The organism is Streptomyces sp. NPDC003327 (genome assembly GCF_053589515.1).
This window is the reverse complement of sequence record NZ_JBSFSA010000035.1, coordinates 16,563-32,288: the sequence shown is the minus strand read 5'-3', so window position 1 is coordinate 32,288 and position 15,726 is coordinate 16,563. Positions and strand designations below refer to the sequence as shown.

Genomic DNA, 15,726 nt, shown 5'->3' with positions numbered 1-15,726 from the left:
CCCTGGAAACCCCGCACATGCCTGCCGACACCGCCGCTCCGCTGCCCGATACCGTCCGCCCCACGACGCCCCCGACGGCGGCCCCGCCGACGGCCACGACGGCGGCGACGGGGCCCCGGCCTCCCGCGCGGCCGGGTCCGCTGGCGGCGCTGCACAGCACGAGCGGGGTGATGGCCGTGCTGCTGGGGCTCGTGGGGATAGGGGCGCTGATTCACGAGCCCGTCCTGATACCGCCGCTGGCGGCGAGCGCCGCGCTCGTGCACAGCGCCCCGGGCCTTCCTCTGGCGCAGCCGCGCAGCGTGATCGTCGGCCATCTGGTGGGCAGTGCCGTCGGCTTCCTGGTGCTCGCCTGCGCCGGGAGCAGCGCGTGGGCCGGGGCGGTGGCCGCCGGGGTCACCCTCGCGCTCACCCTGGCGGCCCGTACACCGCACGCCCCCGCGTGCGCCACGGCGGTGGTCGTGGTGCTGCAGCAGCCCGCACCCGCCCGGTTCGTACCGCTGCTGCTCGGGGCGTCCGTCCTCCTCGTCCTGACCGGGTACGCCGCCTCGCGGGTGCGGCGCGGGGCGCCGCGCTATCCCGCGTACTGGTGGTAGGGGCCGCGGGGGAACGCGTCCGGGCGGCGCTCTCCGGCAGGTCGGTGACGCGCCGTCAGCCGCTCCCCGGCAGGACAGTGACGCGCGTTCAGCCACTCCCCGGCCTCTCGGTGACGCGCCGTCAGCCGCTCCCCGGCAGGTCGGTGACCCCCGGAGTCCCGCCCCTGCGCGGGCGGAGCACCCGCAGGTCGGTCACCTCGTAGGACATCTCGGTCGCGTCGGCGTCGGGGGCGGGGTGGTAACGGCCCGCGCAGACGGAGAGGTTGACGATCAGGTAGGCGTGCCAGGATCGGCCCACTCCCCTGCCGTCGGAGAAGACCTCGACGTCGTCCACCCACCACACCACGGACCGTGCGCCGAACTCCGTACGCAGCCGGACGCGGCCACCCGGCCGGATGGCGGGGTCGCGGTGGTAGCGGTGGCGGCCGCGCACCCGGTTGGAGAGTTCCAGCAGGTCGGGGTTGTCGGGGTGGTACTCGAAGACGTCGACCTCCTGGCCCCCGTCGCGCCAGGTCCAGATGGCCGGCCACGCCCCGGTCTCCTCGGGGAGCCGGACGGTCGCCTCCAGGACGTCACCGGCGCGCAGTTGGAACGCCTCGGGGCTGCCCTCCGTCGTCAGGAGTCCCGCGTCCCACAGGCCGTCCGGGCGCCGCGTGGCGCGGAAGACTCCGGTGCGGCTGTAGTGGGGATCGGCCACCAGGTGGTCCAGCTTGTTGTCACCGGGGTTGACCGGCCCGCCGTCGGGATAGGCCCACGAACGGCCGGCGACCCACTGCTCGGTGGAGGCGAAGTCTGCGGTGAAGACGGGGGTGAGGGCGGCCGGGCTCGGCATGAGCGGCTCCGATCGGTGCGATGCTGCGGTACGGCGGTGCTCGGCACGGCGGTGCTGTGCGCTGCGGCGCAGCGGTACGGAGGCGTGTCGCGGCGCCGGTGTCCGCGCCGCGCCCCCGCGCCGAGTCCCCCGTTTCCTGCCCCGCCGCACCGGCCGTCATGCGGAACCCGTCATTCATTGTCGAGTTGTCGTCACCCGGCGTGCACGCCGTTTCCGGTGCCGCTCGGCGTACCGTGCGCCGCGCCGAGGGCGCGGTCCACGAGCGCTCCGGCCGCGCCCGTGTAGGCGGCCGGGTCGAGGAGGGCGCTCAGCTCCTCCCCCGTGAGGAGGTCCTTCAGGGCCCGGTCTTCCGAGAGCAGTCCGGCGAGGACGTCGGCCAGCGGGCGGCCGTTCTCCGCCGCCGCGTGCGACGCCCGCGTGAGGAGGTCCTTCGCCACCGTCTTGCCGAGGCGGGGCGCGAGGACGGCCGAGACCCGCTCGGAGACGATCTGTCCCCCGGTGGCGTCGAGGTTGCTCCGCATGCGTTCGGCCTGCACGCCGAGCCCGTTGGCGAGTTCGACGGCCGTGCGGGCCGCGCCGCCGGTGAGCCGGAGCGCCTCCCGCAGGGGCTGCCATTCGGCGTGCCACACCCCGGCGGAACGCTCGTCCTCGGCGAGCATGCACTGGGCGAGCACCGAGGCCAGCGCCGGGACCTGCAGCGCGGCGGAGCGGATGAGCGTGGCGAGGACGGGGTTGCGCTTGTGCGGCATCGCCGAGGAGGCGCCGCGGCCCGCCGTCGTGGGCTCGGTGACCTCGCCGATCTCGGTCCGGGTCAGGACCTGCACGTCGGCGGCGATCTTGCCGAGCGCGCCCGTGGTGTGGGCGAGCGCCGCGCCCAGGTCGGCGACCGGCGTGCGCAGCGCGTGCCACGGCAGGACGGGCGCGGTGAGGCCGGTCTCGGCGGCGTAGGCGGCGACCAGTTCGTGGAGCAGGGCCTCGGGGGTGGTGTCCTCCCCGGCGTACTGGAGGTATCCGGCGAGCGTCCCGGCCGCGCCCCCGAGGGAGACGGGCAGCCCCTGCTCGGCGACGCGCGTCAGGCGCTCGGCGGCGTCGACCACGAGCCGGTGCCAGCCCGCCGCCTTCAGGCCGAAGGTGGTGGGTACGGCGTGCAGGGTGAGCGTGCGGCCCGCCATGGGGGTGTCGCGGTGCCGGGCCGCGAGGTCGGCCAGGGCTTCGGCGACGGCGCGCAGGTCGGCGAGGACGAGGCGGAGCGCGCGGGACGCGACGAGCATCGCACCCGTGTCGAAGACGTCCTGACTGGTAGAGCCGCGGTGGACGTACTCGGCGGCCTCCGGCGACCGCTCCGCGACCACGGCGGTCAGCGCCTTCACGAGGCCGACCACGGGGTTGGCGGTCTCGCGGGCGGCGAGGGCCAGGGCGCGCAGGTCGAGGTGCTCTGCGCGGGCGGCGGCCGTGATGGCCTCCGCGGCGGCGAGGGGCACGGTGCCGCAGCGCGCCTGGGCGCGGGCCAGGGCCGCCTCGGCGTCCAGCATGGCCTGGAGCCAGGCGGTGTCTCCGACGGCGGCCTCGACGGGGGTGCCGACGCGGACCGGGGAGAGCAGCCCGGAGTCCGGAGGGCAGGTGGGGTCGTCGGCCTCGGTGGGCCGGGGCGCTTCGGTCACGGGGTGGTCCTCGCTCCGGCGGTGGTGGGGGGCTGGGCGGCGGGGGCGGGGAGGGTGGCGGTCGCCAGTGCCGGGGGCGCGGGCCGTGGGGGGCGCGGCAGGGCGAGGACGGCGGCGGCGATGGCGTCGGAGTCCTCCAGGGTCACCGAGCCGACGCCCGGCCGGATGCCCGCGGCCGTGACCCAGTGCACGGACTCGGTCGGCACGCCGTAGGCGAAGCGGCGGGGGTGGGCCCGGCCGTCGGCGTCCACCAGGTGGTAGGGGCGCCCGGTCACGGCGAGGCCGCCCGTCTCGTACGCCTCGCCGTCGGCGCCGGGGATGCGGTGCGGACGGCACGCGCCCGTGCGCAGCAGGTGCGCCATGAGCGGGTCGGCGGTGCGGCGCAGGTCGATGTCGGGGAGCCGGCACTCGATCAGGGTGGTGGCCCGTACGCGGACGCCGGGGATCGTGCTCGTACCGAGGAAGCACGGGCCGTCGGCGCCCCGGTGCGGAGCCCGGCCGGGCTCCGCGGTGACGTGCGTGCCGGGGCCGGTGACCTGCAGGACGCCGGCGTCGATCAGGGCGGCCATCTCCTCGATGCGGGAGGCGGGCGGGCCGATGGAGAGGAAGGCGTTGAGCGGGGTGTACCAGCGGTCGAGCTCGTCGCGGTGCGAGGCGGCGTCGAGCCCGGCGTGGTCGACGGCGAGGCGTATCTCGTTGCGCAGGTCGCGCAGGACGTCGAGGGCCGCCTTCAGCGGTCCTCCGCGGTTGCCGAGGCGCGCCTCGCGCACGTCGTCGTCCAGGTGGGCGCGCAGCCAGGTGCGGAAGGAGGCCAGGTCGGGGAAGGTCCGGTCGCCGTAGGGCCGGGCGACGCGCGCCCAGTCCCAGCGTGCGTCGGCGGCGACGCCGACGGAGTCCAGGAGCTCGTCCTCGGCCGTGCCGGGGGCGACGCGCAGGTAGCGCTCGGCGAACGCGGCCACCCGGGCGGGCGCGTGGCCGCGGGCCGTGAGGAGCGTCTCGTAGTAGACGGTCTGGACCTCGCGGGCGATCAGCGGCCACAGGTCGGTGCCGAAGTGGAGGCCGCGGACGCCGGGGCGGGCGCGCAGCGCCTCGACGTACGGGGTGGTGAGCAGCCTCGGGAGGTAACGGCCGTGGGCGCCCTTCTCGTTCTCGCCGCGCGCGTGGTACGGCACGCCGCGCCGCGATCCGGCGTGGAGCCGGGGTTCCCGGCCCGAGGGGCGGTAGACGAGCCGTCCGTCCCCGGCGCGTTCGAAGGTGCCGCCGCGGCCCCGGGTGAACAGGGCCATGTAGTCGAAGAAGTTGAGGCCGAGCCCGCGCAGCAGGACCGTCTCGCCGGGGGCGACGGCGGACAGGTCGACGTCGGCCGGGTTGGCGGGGGCGACGTAGGTGAGGCCGTGCCGGGCGGCGAAGGCGGCGAGGTCCCGTTCGGTGGCGGTGGGCCGCGCCGGGACGTGGCCCTGTGCGAGCACGACGGCGGACAGCCCGGTCAGCCGGGTGCCGTCCTCAAGGACGACGCTCTGGGAGGCCGTCCGGGACGCGGTGCGGGACGTCGAGGCGCCCCCGGACGCGGCGGAGGCGCCGGGTGCGGCGGGTCCCGTGGCGGCGGCCGCGCTCGCGTCCTCCAGGGCGACGGCGCGGAAGGGGTGCACGCGGACCGTCACGTGTGCGGGCGCGTTCGCGACGACCTGCTGGAAGACCCCCCTCAGGTACTGGCCGTAGAGCGCACGCGTGGGGTACGTGTCGGGGCCCAGGTCCCGCGCCTCGGCGAGTGTCTCGTCGTCGAGGCCGGCGCCGGGGTGCGGAGCTCCGGGGCCTGGGGTCGGGACGCCGGGGGACTGGTCTGCGGGGCCGAGGGCCTTGGCCCACTGGTAGAGGCTGGGGCCCTCCTCCCTCGGCCCCCGGGTCCTGACGCTGGCGTCCGTGTACACCGTGACCTGCGAGGCGACGGTGTTCATCAGCAGGTGGCGGGACTGGGTCGGGCGCCAGACCCGGCCGGCGCCGGGCGCCGCGGGGTCGACGACGTGGACGGTGACGGGGTCCCGGCGCGCCGAGGCGCGCTCATGGGCGCAGAGCCGTTCGAGGACGGACAGGCCGCGGGGCCCGGCACCGACGAGGCAGATCTCCGTCGGGCCGTCCGTCGCGGCGCCCCTGGGGACGTCCGCCGTGCCGCCGGTCATGCGGGGCCCCCGCTCGGCGCGCGGTGCGCGGGGGCGGCCCACGACGTGCGGGCGGCACGCCCCGCGCCGTACCGGAGGGGCGAGGTCGGTTCCCGGAGTACCGCCGAGAACGGGGTGGTCGCCGACATCGGCGGTCTGGCGGGGTGTCCGGCGAACCGGAGCGGGACGCGGGTATGTGTACCGTGCACGGTGCCTCCTTCCACCCCCACGGTCGGCCCGGCCGCTCGAACGGGGGTCGGCTCCCGCTGGAGTGCCGGCGGGCGAGTGGGCCCGGCCGGGCCCGGAGCCGGGGGTGCCGGAAGAAGGAATCCGGGCAACCCCGGGGGCGCTTTTCACGTCATGCTGCACAGGACGAATCGGCCGTGACGACCCCACGGCCTCGGGAACAGGAAACGGCATGAGCGACAAGGCCCGCATTCTCTTCGACGCGCTCGACCTCGACCACGACGGCAGCCTGACGCGCAGCGAGGTCATCAACGCCCTGCGTGACAAGGGGCCGACCCTGGCCGCGCACGGAGTGATCCCCTTCTGGGGCGTGGGCGATGTCGACGCCTCGTCGGCGCTGTTCGACGAGGCGGACCAGAACGGCGACCGCGTCCTCTCCTTCGAGGAGTTCGCCACGCTCGTGGACCGCCGCTTCGGCTGGTGAGGGCCCGGGTCGTCGACGGCGACGTCGACGGCGACGTCGACGACCGCGGCCTCTGGGCATGCTCCTGTCTTCCGGGCACGATGGGGGCGGTCCGGGCACGGAGGTACGGAGGAGGGGCATGCGCAGCTACGCCGGGGTACTGGTCGGCCACCTCCTGTTCGCCGCGCTGTGCTGTGCGGTCGGACCCCTCTTCCTCTTCGTCGCGTACGCCGCCTGGCGGGACGGCGCGGAGTGGCCCTGGGTGGGAGGCGCGTCCGGCATCGGAGCCGCCTTCACGCTCATGATCCCTTTCGTGGCGTTCGGCGCCGCGCGCAAGCAGTTCCCGCGCCTCGCGCACCGCGACCGGCTCAGGAGCGGAGAACGCCCGTACGCGTACGGGGAGGACACCTTCGTCGTGTGGGCGCCCCGGTCCGCGCCTGGCGCGGCGGACGCGCGGCTCGTGCGGGCGGACGTCCTGGAGGCCTCGCTCGTGCGGTACTCGCCCGACGGGGAGGCGACGTTCACGACGTACGGGGGCAACTACCAGCCCGACGAGTTCACACCGCTGGTACGGATGACGCTCCGCGTCCACGCCGACGCCGGGGCCGACGGGGAGGCCGGGGCCGACGGCGACGCCGGGGCCGACGGCGACGCCGGGTTCACCTGTACCGGCGAGTGGCGGGTGCCGTCCCTGTGCCTGTCCGCGATCGGGGCCGGCCGCCTGGCCGTGCTCGTCCCGCCCGGGGCCGTCGTCGGGGCGGAACAGGTGGTGGTGCAGTGGCCGCGCAGCCTGCTCCTCGCCGGTACGAGGACCTGCCGGGTGATCGGTCTCGACGGCCGCCCGGAGGAGGTGACCCGCCGGGTCGGCCGCCAGCTGGAGCAGATGCGGATCTCGCGGGCGGCCGGGGGCGTCGAACTGCTCGGCGACACCATCGACCTGCGGCGCCTGGACACGGAGACCGCTGCCCGGTACGCGGCCGTGGCCGAACGGGCCCGGGCCCTCGGCGAGGAGCCCGCCCCGGCGGCGGAGCCCGGCGAGGAGGCGCGCCTGGTGACCCGCGACCTGCCGGGCGGGGAGGGCGGGTTCGGCTCCGTGGGGCGGCGGTGGTCGCGCCGCGGGGGCCGTCTGGTGCGCGGCCGGTTCCTGGAGATGCGCGGCACGACCACGTTCCAGGACCACGGGCCGGTCCTGGACACGGTGCTGCGCGTGCAGCCGGCCGACGGCACGCCCCCGTTCGAGGTCGCGCGGCGGATGACGGTGCCGCTGAACTACCTGACGATGCTCCACCACGGCACGGACGTGGTGCTCGTCGCCGAGCCGGGCGGCCGGGCCCAGGTGGTCGACTGGGCGCGCACCCAGCTGCTGGCCGGGGTGACGACGGCCACGGTCGTCGCCCCAGACGGCCGCGTCCTCCCCCTGCCGCGCCGCTCGGAGGCCCTGTGGCCCCTGATGACCCTGCTCGCCGCCCACGGCCTGTCGAACCCCTCCCCCGTCCTGGACCTCCGCGCCCGGCGCATGGGCGGGGTGGCGGACGCCGTGCTGGAGCTCGTACGGGACGGCGGCGTACGGGTCGACGCGCTGCCGCGTTAGCCGGCGCGGCGGCCGGTGGCCGAGGCGAAGCCGAGCCAGGTGTGGCGGTTGCCGGCCCAACACCAGCCGACCTTGGGGGCGTTGCGGCGCTCGCGGCCGTCGCGGCCCGTGCCGTTGCTGATCCAGATCGCCGGGGTGCGGGCGTCCAGGGCGCCGTTCGCCTTGCGCAGGCGGGAGCCGATGGCCATGAAGCAGTGGTTGCGCTCCAGGGCCTCGGGCTGCTGGAGCACCCAGTGGATGCCCTCGGTGAGGACCAGCGGGGTGCGGGACTCGGCGGTGAGGGCCGGAAGTGCCTCGTCCGGGCTCCAGTTGGCCATGTGGTCGCCCCGGTCGACGCCCGTCACGAGGTAGAGCGGCGCGTCGGGGAGGGTGATCGGGTCGAGCGGTGCGAAGTCGTCGACGTCCGGCATGTCGACGACGACGAACCCGGGCTTGTCGTCGCGCCGGAGGAGGGGCGCGAGGGCGGAGGCGGGGGCGCGGTCCGGGTGGACGGCGAGCAGGGTCCCCTCCGCGGCGTCCGCGTCGCCCCCGCCTTCGGCGTGTGCGGCGAAGGCGCGCAGGTCGGCGGCGGAGAGGCCCGCCGTCTCGTGCACGCCCAGGGCGATCAGCCGCTCGGCCTGGGCGGTGAGCGACGGCAGGGCGGTGACGGTGGCGCGGGGTGCGGTCTCGGGCATGGCTCTCCTCGGTTCCTGGGTGGAGCGGTGAAGGGGTGAAGGGGTGAAGGGGCGGACCCCGGGTGAACGAGGCTCCCGCGCGGATCGTTCCTCGCGTCCTCCCGGTGCGGCCCGGGCCCGTGACGGCCGGTCGTCAGGCCGGGTTGCCGTCAGGGGGCGTCGCCGGACCAGTCCCAGCGGCGGGGGTCGTCGGCGCGCGGGTCGTACAGGGCCCGGCCGCCGGTGCCGAAGCGGCCGAGACCCGTCTCCAGTGCCGCCCCGGCGGCCAGCGCCCGCGCCGTCCAGCCGGTGACGTCGAGCAGGAGCCCGTCCAGAGGCCCGCCGACCAGCTCCACGTAGGTGCGCCCCGGCAGGGGGCCCGGCCGGGGGTGGTCGTGGTCCTGGCCGTACACCCGGCCTCTCAGCAGCTCCTCGTCCCTGTCCATGAGCTCAGGTTCGCAGGCACCACTGACAATGCCCTGGGTCGGCCGCTCTCCACGGCGGGGAGCGCCCGCGGCTGCCCGGGCCCGCCGTCTCCGGGCCGGTGTCCTCCGGGGTCAGCGGTGGGTGGTGGTGTCGAGTTCGGCGAGGAGCGCCGGATTCACGATCCGGAGGACGGCCTCGACGTCGGCGCGGTCGGCGGCCGGCCAGAGCGTGGCGCGCGCCGCGCGGTACTTGGCGGCGAGGCGCTCGCGCCGGTCGGCGGGGAGTCGCTCGGACCTGGCGGGGAGGGAGTTGTGCGCGTTGTCGGCGATCTTGACGAGGGTGGCGTCGCGGTCGCCGCTGATGCGGCGGAGCCGCTCCTCGTACGGCACGTCCGCCCGGTTCGTCACGGCCTCGACGATCCGGACGACCCGTGCGGGGACTCCGGCGGCGAGCAGCTCGTCGGCCGTCAGGTCGGTGTCCTCGAGGACGTCGTGCAGCAGACCGGCCATGACGAGCTCGTCGCCGAACGGGGCGAGGCCCGCGGCCACCGCGCGGACGTGCTCGACGTACGGGACGCCGATCTTGTCGTACTGCCCCGCGTGCGCCGTCGCGGCGAGCGCGTCGACCTCGTGGACGGACGTCACCGAGCCGCTCCTGTTCCCCGGTCCTGCCGACGGTGCTCCGTGGGTGCGTGAAAGGGGGCGAGGAGAGCGAAGGGACTGACTCGGAAGGGTTGCGATGAGAAGGAAGCCTCTTCATGGCCTCGCCCGCTGCGACGGTAGCAGTCAGGCCGGGATCAGGTCGCGCAGATTTTCCGGGGTGACGATCCGGGAGCCCGGCGCCAGCCCCTCGGGGCGTTCGATGCCGAGGTACGTGACGGGGCCGTCCGGCACCGTCTTCCCGTCCCACCACGTGGTCCGCGTGGCGTCCTCGGCCATCAGGCCGACGAGATGGCGGACCGTCAGCGGGGTGCGGTCCAGGAGGCCGCGCAGCAGTACGGAGACGGTGGCCTGGTTCTCCTCGACGCGGTTGGCCGACGGGGTGCCCTTCAGGTACAGGTGCAGCCACCGGGCCTGCCAGCGGCCGTCGTCGCCCCGCAGGAAGACGAGGGGCAGCGCGACGCGGCCCGGTCCGCGCAGATCGGACTTCATGCGGACCGTGCGCGGCTCGAAGGGGCGGCCCCGCTGTTCCGACTCGCGCAGCATGAAGCCGAAGAACGACTCCTCGACCGCGTCGAAGCCCTCGCCGGAGTAGACGTTCACCTGCGGGACGACGTACGCGCCGCGGACGGCCGCGAGCCGCAGGTCGATGAATTCCGAGGCGCCGTCGGGCGCGTCGGTGACGTCCCCGGAGTGCACGCCCTCGACCTCGGTCAGCGCCGTGTACGACAGCCAGGTGAGGGTGTCGAGGTCGGCGTCCAGGAGCAGCGCCGACAGGTCGTGGTCGGTGCTCCTGCCCTTCTGCTTCCAGTAGGTGAAGAAGCGCAGGAGGTCGCCCTCGACCGGGGAGCGGGAGCCGCGGGGCAGGACGCCGAACCCGCCCGTGGTGGCCCGGCCGCTGAGCGGGAGCGCGACGTCGAGGATCGCGGGGTCGACGAGGAGGTGTCCGGGGGCGGGGAGCCGGCGGCGTACGTCGGCGTCGAGGACGGTGATCAGGCGGTTCCTTGCCGCGTCCGGGAGCGGCGGGCGGGTGTCCTCGGCGACGTGGACGCCGCCGAGGCGGTTGATGAAGATCCGCCGCCCCTCCCCCGCCCCGCTCCGGTTCTGGAGGTGGTCGCGGAGCGCGAGCACGACCCGGCCCGACACCTGGGGGGCGACGCGTTCGGCGACGGTCACGACGGCGTCGGCGGAGACGGGCACGGCGGAGGTGCCGGGGCCGGTGGGCGGTGTGGTCCCGGCGGTGCGGAGCAGGCGGTCCAGGGCCCGGAAGAGCCGCCCGGGAGCGGCGGTGCCGAGCAGTTCCGCGGCGCCCAGGACCTCACCCCGCGCGAGGAGTTCCTCGACGCGGCCGTCGAGCGACGGCGCGCGCTGCTCGCCCCGGGCGACGGCGAAGACCCGGGCGGCGTGGGGCCGGTTCGGGTACTCGTGCGGGTGCAGCCGCTCGCCCAGGCGCTTCCACGCCTCGCGGTGGGCGGTGACGTCCGCGAGCTTGGCGGGCGCCGCGGCGACGACGGCGTCGATGCCCGCGACCAGGGCGCGGCGGACCGGCCGGGACAGGGCGCGGAAGCGGGTCCGGGTGGCCAGGGTGACATCGCCGTCCGAGAGGGCGCAGGCGAGGCGCAGGACGTCGGTGACGGTGTCGAGGAGGAGGTCGGCGCCGGTCTCCAGGCGGGCCCGGTTGACCACGGCGCGGTTCTCGCGGACGGGGATGCGCGCGGGCTGGGGCCCCGTCGCGCAGTGGGCGGCGAGGACGGCGAGGTCCTTCAGGTGTGCGTCGCCGAGCGGCGTGGTGCTGCCGGCGAGGGCCAGGTAGAGCTCGCGGGCCTCCGCCTCCGGCCGGCCGCCGGGGTGCAGGACCGTGACCCGGTCGCCGGCGGAGGCGATCAGCTCGTCGTGCGCGGCGAGCATCTCCTCGTAACCGTGCTCGTACACGCCGTACCCCGGGAGGCCGAGGAGGTCGAGGGAGCCGGCGGCGAGCTGCTGGAGCGTGCGGGTGCGGGTGGCGTCGTCCGCGTCGAGCGCGCGGGCGACGCAGCGCGTCCAGAAGTCGACGGTGTCGGGGACGCCGGCCGGGAAGTCGACGAAGAGGACGTTGTGGCGGACGTGGTCGCCGACGAGTTCGCGCACGGTGGCGAGCGTGTGGGCCGCGGTGGTGAGGACGGTCTCCTCCGGCAGGGCGGACAGCTCTTCGTGAAGTCGCCCCGACAGCGTGAAGCCCACGGAGAGGAGGGCGACGTCGAGTCGGCGCGCCGCCGCCGCTCCGGGCGCGGCTTCCACGGAGCCGCCGGGGCGGCCCGCGAGTCCACCCTGTCCCGCGGGGGCGGCGGGTACGGGGACGCGCAGGGTGTGCCGGACGATCAGTCGTTCGAGAGCCTGGACCATTCCGGCATGCTGCCAGCCGTGCCACGGCCCGCGCACACGGGTTTTCCGCGCTGGACGGCTGCCCCGCCGCGGCGGACGGCTGCCCCGCCGGGGCGGACGGCTGCCCCGCCGCGGCGGACGGCTGCCCCGCCGGGGCGGCCGGCGCCCACGCCGGGGGCCTCGAAGCGAGCGGCGACGGCGGCCGGGGCCCCGTCGGCGCGCACGGCGACACCGTCGGCGCGGGCGCGGCGATCCCGTCGCGGGGGACGTGCGACGCGCAAGGCCGGTGATTGTGCCGATGCCCGGGGCGCGCGCTGCCTCGACAGTGGCGGGGCCAGTCCAGGGCACGGCCGACCGTCGGGGCACGTCAGGGGCTCCAACCGCCCCCGCGCCGGCCGCCACACGACACGAGAGGACGACTTCGTCGTGAAACGACACCTCGCCACCGCCACCGCCACGGCCGGCGCTTGCCTCGCCCTGCTCCTCACCTCCGGCACCCAGGCCGCGGCCGGTCCCGCCGCCAACGCCGCCGCAGCCGCCAACCCGTACGAGCGCGGCCCCGCGCCGACCACGGCGAGCATCGAGGCGGCGCGCGGGCCCTACGCCGTCTCGGACCTCAGCGTCTCCTCGCTCGCCGTCACCGGTTTCGGCGGCGGCACCATCTACTACCCGACGTCCACGAGCGACGGCACCTTCGGCGCCGTGGTCATCTCGCCGGGCTTCACCGCGTACCAGTCCTCCATCGCCTGGCTGGGCCCGCGCCTCGCCTCGCAGGGCTTCGTGGTGTTCACCATCGACACGCTCACCACCCTCGACCAGCCCGACAGCCGGGGACGCCAGCTCCTCGCCGCGCTCGACTACCTGACGCAGCGCAGCCTCGTGCGCGGCCGGATCGACGCGTCCCGGCTCGGGGTGATGGGGCACTCGATGGGCGGCGGCGGGACGCTCGAAGCCGCCAAGAGCCGCCCGTCGCTCAAGGCCGCCGTGCCGCTGACCGGCTGGAACACGGACAAGACCTGGCCGGAGATCTCCACTCCCACCCTGGTCATCGGCGCGGACGGCGACACGGTCGCCCCCGTCGCTTCGCACTCGGAGCCGTTCTACGAGAACCTGCCCGACTCGCTCGACAAGGCGTACCTGGAGCTCAACGGCGCCACCCACTTCACACCGAACACCTCGAACACGACGATCGCGAAGTACAGCATCGCGTGGCTGAAGCGGTTCATCGACGACGACACCCGCTACGAGCAGTTCCTCTGCCCGCTGCCGCGGCCGAGCCTCACCATCGAGGAGTACCGGGGCAGCTGCCCGCTCGGCTCCTGAGCCCTGTGCGGCGGCACAGTGCGCGGTCCCGGGGTCTGGGCGGGCGCCCAGACCCCGGGGTTCACCCGGTCCCGTTCCCGTACGGGCTCGGTAGCGTGACCGCCGTGAGCGGAGCGACGACGTGGGGCGGGGCCTCGGACGCCGGGTGCCGTCACCTGCCGGTGCTGTACGACCGGGACGCCGAACTCGCCGTGGTGGCGCGGCTGTCGGCTGCGGGCGGCGGCGTGCCCGCGGCCGTGCGGGTCGTGTGCGTCACCGGTGATCCCGGTGAGGGCCGCACGAGTCTCCTCGCCCACGCGGCGCGGGACTTCACCGGTGCGGCCCACCTCGTCGCGGCGCCGTCGCACCGGGTGCCGTGGAGCGGGGCGCGGGCACTGTTCGCCGCGCTCGCCCCGACCGGGGCCGCGGCCCGCCGTGCGCTGCGGACGGCCCGCGGGGGCGGCGGCGCGGGAGGGCTCGGGGCGGCCGTGGCGGGGCTCGTGGGCGACGGCCAGGCGCTGGTCTGCCTGGACGACCTGCATCTGTGGGACGCCCATTCGCGTGCCGCGCTCACCGCCGCCTGGCGGGAGCCGGGTGCGGCGGCCGGCCCGGCCTGGCTCGTGTCGACCGCCCGTCACCACCGGCTGCCCGACGAGCCCGGCGTGCGTACCGTACGGCTCGGGCGCCTCACCGGGGAGGGCGCCCGGGCACTCCTCGGCGACGTGGCGCCGGTGCCGCCCGCGGTCCGGGTCGCCGACCGGCTCCTCGCCGAGGCCGCCGGTCATCCGGGCGTCCTCACGGCGGCGGTGCGCCGCCTGTCCGCGGCCCGGCTCACGGGCGCGGCTCCCCTGCCGGACGGCCCGGTGGTCGACGGTGCCGTGCTCGCCGAGGTGTACGGCGGCTTCCTCGACGGCCTCCCGGCGGACTCGCGTCGCCTGCTCGCGGCGGTGGCGCTGGCGTGCCGCGTCGGGGGGCCGGCCGGTCTGTACGACGGACCGGAGCACGTCGAGAGCGAGGGCGAGGCCGAGATCGAGGGCGAGGTCGAGGGAGGCGCCGGGGCGGGCGAGGGCGGCGCCGGGCGGCGCGGAGCACCGTACGAGGCACCGATCGAGGCGGTGCTCGCGCGGGCGCGGGCGGCGCGGGTCTCCGTCGAGGCGCTGGACGGGCTCGTCGCGGACGGGCTGCTGCTGCGCGCCCACGGGGTGCTGCGCTTCGAGGACCCGTTTCTGCGGCGGGCCCTGCTCGCCGCGGATCACGGGCTTCCGGGCCGGGCGCTGCCGGGGTGGGGCGAGCGGCATCGGGCCGACCGGCTGGGCCCGCCGACCGCCGTGCGCGCCCTCACCGCCGTGGTACGGGGGCGGGCCCAGCTGGTGCGCGGGCTCGCGGTGTTCGCGGGTGGTCCGGTCATGGACGCGCACGAGGCGTTTCTGCAGGCGGCGGAGCTGCTCGGCGAGCAGGCGCCGGTCGAGGCCTCCGACGCGCGGTTCCTCGCGATGGAGGCGGCGTGGGCCGCGGGGGACGTGCCCGGGTGTCTGGCCGCGCTCGACGCGGCGGCGGGTGTGGGGGGCACGGAGCGGGACTTCCTCGTCGGACTGCGGGCCGCCCTCACCGTACGGCTGGACGAGGCGCGTTCGCCGCTGGCGCGGGTGGTCGCGCTCGACGGTGCTGAGGAGGAGCCCCGGCTGCTGCTGCGGGCCGGTTCCGCCGCGCTGGTGCTCGGGGACACGGCGGCGGCCGCCCGGGTCCACGCGCGGGCGCTCGCGCGGGCGCGTGCGGAGCAGCGTACGGCGCTGCTGCCGCGGGCGCTGGAGCACCTCGCGTACGCGGAGCTGCGCGCCGGGCGGTACAGCAGGGCGGCGCGGACGGCCAGGGAGGGGCTGCGGGCGGCGGAGCTGACGGGGCAGCGGAACGTCGCCGCGCACCAGCACGCCGTCCTCGCCCTCGTGTCGTCGGTGGTGGCGCGGGACGGGGCGGCGGTGGTCGAGCACGCCGGGCGGGCGCTCGCCGTGGCGCGTCCGCACGGGCTCGCCCAGGCGACGACGCTGGCGGAGTGGGCGCTCGCGCGGGCCGAGCTGGGGCGCGGGCTGGCCGCGCAGGCGGCGGCGCGGCTGTTCCCGCTGGTGCGGCCGGGGCCCAGGGGCGGGCACTTCGCGCTGCGGATGCTGGCCGTGCCGTGCTTCGTGGAGGCGGCGGTGGCCTCCGGGCGGGAGGCGGAGGCCCGGGAGGCGACGGAGGAGTACGCGCTGTGGGCGGCGTGCGGGGTCGACGGTCCGGCTCCGGCGCAGTTGGCGCGGTGCAGGGCGCTGCTCGCGGGGGGCGAGGAGGCGGCGCGGTGGTTCGGGGTGGCGCTGCGTCACCACGAGGGCGTCGGGAACGACTTCGAGCGGGCGCGGACGCTGCTCGCGTACGGGACGTGGCTGCGGCGCCGTCGGCGGCCGGGTGAGGCGCGCGGGCCGCTGCGGGACGCGCTGGTGACGTTCGAGCGGGCCGCGGCGGAGGGCTGGGCGGAGCACGCGCGTTCGGAGCTGCGCGCGACGGGGGCGACGAGCGGCGCGCCGGGGGATCCGTCGGCGGTGCGGGCCCTGACGCCGCAGCAGCAGCGCATCGCGCGGCTCGTGGCCGAGGGGGCCACGAACCAGGAGGTGGCGGACCGGCTGACGCTCAGTCCGCGCACGGTCGACCACCATCTGCGGAGCGTGTTCGCCCGCCTCGGCATCCGCTCCCGTGTCGAACTTCCGGCGATGCTGGACGGCGCGTCGCCCTGACCTCGGGGCCGGTGCGTCGGCCCGGCGCCGGTCCTCCCGGGGGCCGGACCGGGTTGGGGGGGGCCGGGTGGGGCGGCC

Annotated in this window: 12 protein-coding genes; 5 read left to right on the top strand and 7 right to left on the bottom strand. The window is 76.5% G+C overall.

Annotated features, from left to right (window positions below):
• Window positions 1-17 precede the first annotated feature (17 nt).
• Entirely contained in the window at window positions 18-593 is a 576-nt protein-coding gene (locus tag ACWDVG_RS23535) for an HPP family protein (protein ID WP_451701479.1), read from the top strand.
• A gap of 121 nt (window positions 594-714) precedes the next feature.
• Here ACWDVG_RS23535 and ACWDVG_RS23530 read toward each other — a convergent pair whose 3' ends face one another.
• The 3 genes from ACWDVG_RS23530 to ACWDVG_RS23520 form a co-directional block, all read right to left on the bottom strand.
• Window positions 715-1,425 (bottom strand): beta-glucanase, encoded by a 711-nt coding sequence (locus ACWDVG_RS23530; RefSeq protein WP_451701477.1) that lies wholly within the window; start codon window positions 1,423-1,425, stop codon window positions 715-717.
• Window positions 1,426-1,616: 191 nt separating this feature from the next.
• The gene (gene pcaB, locus ACWDVG_RS23525) at window positions 1,617-3,086 is read right to left on the bottom strand and encodes a 3-carboxy-cis,cis-muconate cycloisomerase (RefSeq protein ID WP_451701475.1); all 1,470 of its coding nucleotides are present in this window, start codon (window positions 3,084-3,086) and stop codon (window positions 1,617-1,619) included.
• Complete coding sequence (locus tag ACWDVG_RS23520; protein WP_451701473.1) at window positions 3,083-5,263, bottom strand: FAD/NAD(P)-binding protein; 2,181 nt, start codon at window positions 5,261-5,263, stop codon at window positions 3,083-3,085. The genes pcaB and ACWDVG_RS23520 overlap by 4 nt, the downstream gene beginning before the upstream one ends.
• A gap of 397 nt (window positions 5,264-5,660) precedes the next feature.
• Between ACWDVG_RS23520 and ACWDVG_RS23515 the strand changes: the two genes are divergently transcribed.
• Together ACWDVG_RS23515 and ACWDVG_RS23510 are read left to right on the top strand one after the other, a co-directional pair.
• Complete coding sequence (locus ACWDVG_RS23515) at window positions 5,661-5,912, top strand: EF-hand domain-containing protein (protein ID WP_451701471.1); 252 nt, start codon at window positions 5,661-5,663, stop codon at window positions 5,910-5,912.
• Between the two features lie 118 nt (window positions 5,913-6,030).
• Window positions 6,031-7,482 (top strand): hypothetical protein, encoded by a 1,452-nt coding sequence (locus ACWDVG_RS23510; RefSeq protein ID WP_451701469.1) that lies wholly within the window; start codon window positions 6,031-6,033, stop codon window positions 7,480-7,482.
• On the opposite strand, the gene ACWDVG_RS23505 is transcribed toward ACWDVG_RS23510, so the two are convergent.
• The 4 genes from ACWDVG_RS23505 to ACWDVG_RS23490 all read right to left on the bottom strand — a co-directional run bounded on the left by ACWDVG_RS23505 (window position 7,479) and on the right by ACWDVG_RS23490 (window position 11,602).
• Window positions 7,479-8,156: a DUF5701 family protein gene (locus ACWDVG_RS23505; protein WP_451701466.1), complete on the bottom strand. Its 678-nt coding sequence runs from the start codon at window positions 8,154-8,156 to the stop codon at window positions 7,479-7,481. The two genes, ACWDVG_RS23510 and ACWDVG_RS23505, sit on opposite strands and share 4 nt — an antisense overlap.
• 149 nt (window positions 8,157-8,305) lie before the next feature.
• Window positions 8,306-8,581, bottom strand: a complete 276-nt coding sequence (locus tag ACWDVG_RS23500; protein WP_451701464.1) for a hypothetical protein — start codon at window positions 8,579-8,581, stop codon at window positions 8,306-8,308.
• A gap of 111 nt (window positions 8,582-8,692) precedes the next feature.
• A complete protein-coding gene (locus ACWDVG_RS23495; protein WP_451701462.1) occupies window positions 8,693-9,205 on the bottom strand; it encodes an HD domain-containing protein in 513 nt (170 codons plus the stop codon).
• Window positions 9,206-9,346: 141 nt separating this feature from the next.
• Window positions 9,347-11,602, bottom strand: a complete 2,256-nt coding sequence (locus ACWDVG_RS23490; protein WP_451701460.1) for a hypothetical protein — start codon at window positions 11,600-11,602, stop codon at window positions 9,347-9,349.
• 405 nt (window positions 11,603-12,007) lie between these two features.
• On the opposite strand from ACWDVG_RS23490, the gene bdeA reads away from it, so the two are divergent.
• Window positions 12,008-12,904 (top strand): bis(hydroxyethyl) terephthalate hydrolase, encoded by an 897-nt coding sequence (gene bdeA / locus ACWDVG_RS23485; RefSeq protein WP_451701458.1) that lies wholly within the window; start codon window positions 12,008-12,010, stop codon window positions 12,902-12,904.
• 104 nt (window positions 12,905-13,008) lie between these two features.
• Window positions 13,009-15,648 (top strand): LuxR C-terminal-related transcriptional regulator, encoded by a 2,640-nt coding sequence (locus tag ACWDVG_RS23480; RefSeq protein ID WP_451701456.1) that lies wholly within the window; start codon window positions 13,009-13,011, stop codon window positions 15,646-15,648.
• Window positions 15,649-15,726 lie beyond the last annotated feature (78 nt).

Bases quoted from the DNA above. Each gene is read 5' to 3' on its own strand.
- ACWDVG_RS23535 (WP_451701479.1), top strand. From the start codon at position 18: ATGCCTGCCGACACCGCCGCTCCGCTGCCCGATACCGTCCGCCCCACG.
- ACWDVG_RS23530 (WP_451701477.1), bottom strand. From the start codon at position 1,425: ATGCCGAGCCCGGCCGCCCTCACCCCCGTCTTCACCGCAGACTTCGCC.
- ACWDVG_RS23520 (WP_451701473.1), bottom strand. From the start codon at position 5,263: ATGACCGGCGGCACGGCGGACGTCCCCAGGGGCGCCGCGACGGACGGC.
- ACWDVG_RS23515 (WP_451701471.1), top strand. From the start codon at position 5,661: ATGAGCGACAAGGCCCGCATTCTCTTCGACGCGCTCGACCTCGACCAC.
- ACWDVG_RS23510 (WP_451701469.1), top strand. From the start codon at position 6,031: ATGCGCAGCTACGCCGGGGTACTGGTCGGCCACCTCCTGTTCGCCGCG.
- ACWDVG_RS23505 (WP_451701466.1), bottom strand. From the start codon at position 8,156: ATGCCCGAGACCGCACCCCGCGCCACCGTCACCGCCCTGCCGTCGCTC.
- ACWDVG_RS23500 (WP_451701464.1), bottom strand. From the start codon at position 8,581: ATGGACAGGGACGAGGAGCTGCTGAGAGGCCGGGTGTACGGCCAGGAC.
- ACWDVG_RS23490 (WP_451701460.1), bottom strand. From the start codon at position 11,602: ATGGTCCAGGCTCTCGAACGACTGATCGTCCGGCACACCCTGCGCGTC.